The organism is Anisomitus miae (SeqCode) (assembly GCF_054906395.1).
Map to the genome: position 1 here is coordinate 1 of NZ_JBRACL010000011.1, position 6909 is coordinate 6909.

A 6909-nucleotide genomic window follows, 5' to 3' on the forward strand; every position below is an offset into this window, starting at 1 on the left:
TAGCAAAAAAAATTTTAGCCATCTTGTTTTTTATGATATTTATTTTAACAAAAAAAGTTTTTATAAAAGTATTTTTAATAAAAGTTATTTTGGTGTTTATAATAAACGTACAAATTATAATTATATAAGCAGTTATTATAAGAATTATGAAAAAATATTTTCTAATTTATTGAATATATATAAAGATACTAAATTTAACTATTATAAAAATATTTTACCAAATACTATTATTTATAAAAATAATTTAACATATAAAAAAGTTCATTTTAATTATAATTCAGTTCAAAAAAATGATTATAAAAAATTCATTTCTTTTGATAAAGTTAATTCAAGTATAGACTACATATATAATTATATTAATAATTTTAAAGGTTGCTATGATAAAAGTTTTTCTAATAGTATTTATACTAAAATTTGTAAAAGTATCTATTCTAAAAATTTATTACAAGAAACTTTATATCAAAAATTAGATGGCTATAATTATTTTTTTTATAAGAATTTAAAAAAATCTATTACATACAAAAATTTTAAAGCTACAACAAATAATAATTTTCAAAAAAATAAAAATAAATCTTATGAAAAGTTTATTAAAAAAGAGATAAATTTACAATTTCAAAAACTACTATCAAAAAAATATACCGAAATTGATTTTGAAATTTTATATGAAAAATTTAAAGAAAAACTTTTTGATGAAGTCTTTCTTATGAGTGGTGGGTTATATTAGAAGGAGGTTAGTTTTATTTATATATATTTATTAAAATATGATGATGAAAATAAAATATATCAGTTGCCTATTCCCCCAGATGAAATGACAACAAGTGTTTTATCAAACAATAAAATTTACCAAACATTAGAATTTGGAGAAATTAATATATTAAAAGACATCTCTCTTAGAGAAATAAGTATGGAAATATATTTACCTAACGATATATCAATTCCTTTTGTTCAAAAGCCGTATTCTTATAACTGCATTATAGACAAGCCTATTATTTATTTGAATAAATTTAGAGAATTTAAATCTAAAAAAAAGCCATTAAGGCTTATGATTAATAGAATTTTACAAAGCGGAGAAGAATTATTTAAAACTAATATAAAAGTTTCTTTAGAAGATTATACTATTTTTGAAAGAGCAGGAGAAGAAGGCGATTTTTGGGTTAAGTTAATTTTTAAAGAATTTAGAGAGGATTATTCAAAACAAATTACTTTAAACAGCAATGGTAAATATACTGCCAGCATAGACAGACCTAAAAAGGAAACTTCTAAAAAATACATTGTTAAGCCAGGCGACACCCTTTGGCAAATAGCTAAAAGAGAGCTTAACAATGAATTACTTTATAAAGAAATTGCCAAGCTTAACAATATATCACAGCCAAGAAAATTACAAATTGGAACTATTTTAAAATTATCTTAAAGGTGGTGTTTTTATAAAACCAGAAATTTTATTATATAGTGATAGTGGAATATTTGACATCACACCTAATGTTATAGATAAATTAAGCTTAAATATGTACTACAAAGAAACACCTTCTATATTTGAAATGAAATTTATAAATAAAAATTTAATTACAATTAATGAAGGTGATGCTATATCTTTTAAAATGGGTAACCAAAAAATGTTTTTTGGCTATATTTTTACTATAAATATACAGCACAATTACATATACACTATAAAGGCCTACGACCAAATTAGGTATTTAATTACAAGGGATACCTACATATATTACAATAAATCTGCTTCTGAAATAATAGAAATGATATGCAATGATTTTAATTTGAAAATGGGGACTATTGAAAATACAAATTACATTATACCTTACAGAATAGAGGAAAATCAGCCTATACTTGATATTATTTATACTGCTCTTGAAATTACTAAAAAAACAAACGGTAAAGATTATTTATTTTTTGATGATTTTGGGCAAATTTGTCTTAAAAAATATGAAAATATGAAAACTGGTGTTATTTTAGATTTAGCTACAAATTCTATTGAATACAAAATAGAAAAGTCTATTGATAAAGATGTTTACAATTCTATTAAGCTTTCTATTAAAAATAAAAAAACTAAAATAATATCTACCTTTAAAAAAGAAGATTATAATTCAAAATTAAAATGGGGTACTCTTAGATATTTTGAAAGGTTACCTAATACTTTTTCTAATTTTCAAGCCGAAAGTTATGCTCAAAATATTTTAAATTTAAAAAATAAAAATAAATTTAAAATACTTTTAAAAACTAAAGGCTTAACTAACATTAGAGCAGGAAGTATTTTAACTATTTTAGACGGAAATGAAAAAAGAGATATGCTTATTCAAAAATGCACCCACACTATAGCTAATAGCGAACATATTATGAATTTAATTTTAATTGATTTTTAGGAGGAAATATGAATTTTTCTGAAATATTAAAAACAGCTACACTACAAATAATAAATAATTTAAGATTTACAGAAGTTTTTATAGGAAAAGTTATAGACGAAACTAATTTAAAGATAAAGCTAGATGAAAAACTTATTTTAACAGAACAACAAATTATTAGAACAGGGAATATTACAGGGAAAATTCCATTAGGTACTAACATATTACTTTTGAGAGAACAGGGTGGTCAGCGATATTTTTTAATAAATATAATTCCCGATTTAGACGATAAGGAGAATGTTGATTTATGATACTTCCTGAAAAAAGACGATTTTCTGAACAAGAAATTGAAATTATAAATATTCCAACTAAAACTTTTAAATTAGATTTTAACAAAAGCAGGGTTAGAAATTTATTTGACGGTATAGATGCTCTTAAACAATCTATATATAAAATATTAATGACAGAAAGATACAAATATTCAATATACAATTGGGATTATGGCATAGAATTAGAAAATTTAATAGGTATGCCAAAAGGCTATGTTAAAACTGAAGCTGAAAGATTAATAAAAGAAGCTCTTTTACAAGATGACAGAATAGAAAATGTTTATAATTTTAATTTTTATGATTTAAAAGATGATAAAAGTGCTATTTTAGTTGAATTTTTTATTAAATCTATATTTGGAGAATTTAGTATAGATTGGAGGCTTAATATATAATGTATGAAAATATAAGTTTTTTGAAAATTTTAGAAGATACTTTAGCTAGAATACCTGAAAAATATGATAAAAGACAGGGGTCTATTATATATGATGCTATTGCACCTATTTGTGCCGAATTAGCTCAAGTTTATTTAGAATTAGACAGAGTTTTAAACGAAGGGTTTGCAGATACCGCTACAAGAAAATATCTTATAAAAAGAGCAAAAGAACGTGGGATTTATCCTTATAGTTCTACTTATTCTATAATATTAGCCAAATTAGACGGTGATTTTCAATTAAACGGAGGTGAGCGTTTTAATTTAGAACAGCTTAACTATTTTTATACAGGAGAAAAAGAGGGCGAATACTACAAGCTTAAATGTGAACAACCGGGAGAAAAAGGAAATATTTCTTATGGTGAACTTTTACCTATTGACTATATTGAGGGACTTGAAATGGCGAATGTTATAAAAGTATTTTCTCCTGGAAAAGATGAAGAAGATACAGAAATTTTTAGAAAGCGATATTTAGACAGTTTTAAAAATCAAGCTTTTGGAGGCAATAGAGCCGATTATATAGAAAAAATTAAATCTCTTAATCAATTAGATATTATTTTAGATAATGGAGGTATTGGTGGCTGCAAAGTATACAGAACTCCTAACGGTGGTGGAACTGTACAAGCCATTATTACCAACAATTTATATACTGTTCCATCAAATAAATTAATTGATTTAGTTCAACAACAAATAGACCCTATTACCGATACTGGTAATGGATTTGGTATTGCTCCTATTGGACATTTTGTTACTATTAAACCTGTGAATTTTACCGAAATTGACATACATACCGAAGTGGATTTAAAAGAAGGGTATCAAATAGATGATATTAAGCAATATGTTGAAGAAAAAATTGACACTTATATAAAAGAACTAGCAAAAATGTGGGAAAATGAAGCAGAACTTATTTTAAGGATAAGCCATATTGAAAGATATTTATTGGATATATTAGGTATTGTAGATGTAAGAAACACTACAATAAACGGAATTAGCCAAAATTTTGTTTTAAATGAATATTCAATACCTATAAGGAGAAATATTTATGTTAATTAATTATTTACCCAATTTTTTAGCCGAAATAGAAGAGTTTAAAGCTATAATGAATGGACTTCAACCCAATGTTAATAATTTAGATGAAGCTTTAGACAATATTCTTCAAAATTTATTTATACAAGATGCTGATTTACAAGGGATAAAAAGATATGAAAATATGCTTGAAATAGCTCCTAAATTATCTGAATCTTTAGAAACGAGAAGAGCATTTATATTTTTACAATATAATCAAACTTTGCCTTTCACATTAGAAAACTTAATTTTATCTCTTAACAGTATATGTGGTGAAAATAAATTTAAAATTTTTATAGAGTATACAGAGTTTAAGTTTAATATTAAAATTGCAACAGACAAAAAAGATTTAAAAGAATTAATATTTAAATTTTTAGATAAAGTTATTCCACTTAATATGGATATAAATATTGAATTGGACTACAACATATGGCAGCATACAAATAGAAATTATTGGACTGATTTAATTATGTTTAATTGGTCAGATGTTATGGAAAATGATGCTATAAGAAAACAGAGCTTTGAATAAAATTTTCAGAAATTTAAAGAGGGGGATTTATTATAGATGAAAATATAGAAAAAATAAAACTAAGTTTAGGGAGTTTTTTAGGTATTACTGCAATCATATTTGGCGAAACAAACAAAACTATTATAGCTCTTATTTTACTTATGATTATAGACACTATATTTGGCTGGATAAAAGGTTTTAAAAATAGGCAGTGGTCTTCTATAAAAGCTAGGTGGGGAATAGCAGGTAAAATTACAGAGCTTATTTTAATTAGTTTGTTATACATATTAAATTGGATTTTTAAAGTACAATTTATTGTATATATTGGTCTATATTATTTTATAGCTTGTGAAATTGCTAGCATATTAGAAAATTATGCTGCTATAAACAAAAATTTACCAAATGGTTTAATAGATATTTTAAAAAAGGCTCAATTTAATGTTGGTACATTTTTTATAAATGAAATTAAAATATTTTTAGACAGAATTTTAAAAAGGACTGAAACTAATCATCAATTTAAAAAACAAGATAAAGGAACTAAGCTTAAAAAAGAGGATATTAATGACAGCTTTTACTAATATTTAGCTTGAAGAAAACTAAAATTTAAAGTATACTATATTTTATATAAAATAACTAAATTAATTTATACGAGAGGAATAAAAATATGAAGCTAGGAATTGTTGGTTTACCTAACGTTGGTAAAAGTACTTTATTTAACTCTTTAACACAAGGCGGTGCTGAATCTGCAAACTATCCTTTTTGCACAATTGACCCTAATGTTGGAATTGTTTCTGTTCCCGATGAAAGACTTGAAAAATTAAGACAAATTTATGCTTCTAAAAGAGTTTTACCAGCTGTTATAGAATTTGTTGATATAGCTGGTCTTGTTCGTGGGGCTAGCAAAGGCGAAGGGCTTGGAAACAAATTTTTATCTCATATTAGAGAAGTTGACGCTATAGTGCACGTTGTAAGATGTTTTGAAAATCAGGATATAGTTCACGTTGATGCTTCTGTTAATCCTGTTCGTGATATAGATACTATAAATTTAGAATTAATATTTTCAGATTTAGAAATTATTGAAAGAAGAATTGCTAGAACATCTAAAGCTGCTAAAGCTGATAAATCTTTACAAAAAGAATTAGCTTTATTAGAAAAGATTAAAGTTAATTTGGAAGACGGAAAAGTTGCTAGAAATATTGAATTTAATGATGATGAACAAGAGTTAGTTAAAGAACTTAATTTACTAACATACAAGCCTGTTTTATACGCTACAAATGTTTCTGAAGATGAACTTTTTAATGATGCTAGCGACAACCCTTTTGTTAATGAAGTTAGAACTCTTGCTAAAAATGAAGGCTCTGAAGTTTTTGTTGTATGTGCTAAAATAGAAGAAGAAATAGCTGTTCTTGAACCAAATGAAAAAAAAGAATTTTTAACAGATTTAGGCTGTGAAGTGAGTGGATTAGATAGATTAATTAGTGCTAGCTATTCATTGCTTGGGCTTATTAGTTATTTAACTGCTGGACCTCAAGAAGTGCGTGCTTGGACAATAGTAAACGGAACAAAAGCTCCTGGTGCAGCAGGCAAAATTCATTCTGATTTTGAAAGAGGGTTTATTAGAGCTGAAGTTGTTTCTTATGATGATTTAGCTAGGCTTGGTTCATTAACTCTTGCTAAAGAGCAAGGACTTGTTAGAAGCGAAGGAAAAGAATATGTTGTTAAAGATGGCGATGTTATATTGTTTAGATTTAATGTTTAATTTTATATTTAAAAAATAATTTATTATTTTATTTTTTAAAACTTCAAATAATTATTTATTTGAAGTTTTTTATATATAATTAAGTTTGTATAAATGCATATATTTTAAGATATAATTAATATATAATAAAAATTTGATTATAACATTTTATTTGTGATACCATATTTATACTTTATAGGTTTTTGTTTGCTAAATACACTATATTATTGAGAAAAATATTTTTTACCTATGTATTATATATTACAATATGCAAATTAAATTTTTAAATACTTATTGACAATTTTTTATAAATGTGCTATCATTTTTAAGAATAAAGAAGAAGCTCTACTTCTCACCTTACGGTCTTCACTTTAAGGTTATTATTTCATATTAATACTTATTTTTGTGTTATTTTTGATATGAATTTTTTAGTAGGAGCATTTTATTGCTCTTTTTTATTTTTCAAATTTTTAGGAGGTGCTCGC

General features: G+C 24.8%; 9 protein-coding genes. All 9 read left to right on the forward strand.

All coding sequences use genetic code 11. The annotated features are described in order from the left end of the window. The coding region (locus AALI31_RS07870; protein WP_489885974.1) for a hypothetical protein at nt 1-724 on the forward strand (724 nt) is incomplete at its 5' end. An 84-nt stretch (nt 725-808) separates the two neighbouring features. After that, nucleotides 809-1411, forward strand: a complete 603-nt coding sequence (locus tag AALI31_RS07875) for a LysM peptidoglycan-binding domain-containing protein (RefSeq protein ID WP_489885975.1) — start codon at nt 809-811, stop codon at nt 1409-1411. A gap of 94 nt (nt 1412-1505) precedes the next feature. Then, nucleotides 1506-2375 carry an XkdQ/YqbQ family protein gene (locus AALI31_RS07880; protein WP_489885976.1) on the forward strand — a complete coding sequence of 290 codons (870 nt, stop codon included), beginning with the start codon at nt 1506-1508 and terminating at the stop codon, nt 2373-2375. Between the two features lie 8 nt (nt 2376-2383). Next, complete coding sequence (locus AALI31_RS07885) at nt 2384-2665, forward strand: DUF2577 family protein (RefSeq protein ID WP_489885977.1); 282 nt, start codon at nt 2384-2386, stop codon at nt 2663-2665. Next, the gene (locus tag AALI31_RS07890) at nt 2662-3075 is read left to right on the forward strand and encodes a DUF2634 domain-containing protein (RefSeq protein WP_489885978.1); all 414 of its coding nucleotides are present in this window, start codon (nt 2662-2664) and stop codon (nt 3073-3075) included. Before AALI31_RS07885 ends, AALI31_RS07890 begins: the two co-directional genes overlap by 4 nt. Then, entirely contained in the window at nt 3075-4166 is a 1092-nt protein-coding gene (locus AALI31_RS07895) for a baseplate J/gp47 family protein (RefSeq protein ID WP_489885979.1), read from the forward strand. Before AALI31_RS07890 ends, AALI31_RS07895 begins: the two co-directional genes overlap by 1 nt. Beyond that, nucleotides 4156-4707 carry a putative phage tail protein gene (locus AALI31_RS07900; protein WP_489885980.1) on the forward strand — a complete coding sequence of 184 codons (552 nt, stop codon included), beginning with the start codon at nt 4156-4158 and terminating at the stop codon, nt 4705-4707. Before AALI31_RS07895 ends, AALI31_RS07900 begins: the two co-directional genes overlap by 11 nt. Nucleotides 4708-4802: 95 nt before the next feature. After that, nucleotides 4803-5264 (forward strand): phage holin family protein, encoded by a 462-nt coding sequence (locus tag AALI31_RS07905; RefSeq protein ID WP_489885982.1) that lies wholly within the window; start codon nt 4803-4805, stop codon nt 5262-5264. A gap of 86 nt (nt 5265-5350) precedes the next feature. After that, nucleotides 5351-6445: a redox-regulated ATPase YchF gene (gene ychF / locus AALI31_RS07910; protein WP_489885981.1), complete on the forward strand. Its 1095-nt coding sequence runs from the start codon at nt 5351-5353 to the stop codon at nt 6443-6445. The last annotated feature ends 464 nt before the right edge of the window (nt 6446-6909 follow it).

What these genes read in the sequence shown, in the direction of transcription:
- AALI31_RS07890 (WP_489885978.1), top strand. Translation starts at nt 2,662, where the DNA reads ATGATACTTCCTGAAAAAAGACGATTTTCTGAACAAGAAATTGAAATT.
- AALI31_RS07895 (WP_489885979.1), top strand. Translation starts at nt 3,075, where the DNA reads ATGTATGAAAATATAAGTTTTTTGAAAATTTTAGAAGATACTTTAGCT.
- AALI31_RS07885 (WP_489885977.1), top strand. Translation starts at nt 2,384, where the DNA reads ATGAATTTTTCTGAAATATTAAAAACAGCTACACTACAAATAATAAAT.
- AALI31_RS07900 (WP_489885980.1), top strand. Translation starts at nt 4,156, where the DNA reads ATGTTAATTAATTATTTACCCAATTTTTTAGCCGAAATAGAAGAGTTT.
- AALI31_RS07880 (WP_489885976.1), top strand. Translation starts at nt 1,506, where the DNA reads ATGTACTACAAAGAAACACCTTCTATATTTGAAATGAAATTTATAAAT.
- ychF (WP_489885981.1), top strand. Translation starts at nt 5,351, where the DNA reads ATGAAGCTAGGAATTGTTGGTTTACCTAACGTTGGTAAAAGTACTTTA.
- AALI31_RS07875 (WP_489885975.1), top strand. Translation starts at nt 809, where the DNA reads ATGACAACAAGTGTTTTATCAAACAATAAAATTTACCAAACATTAGAA.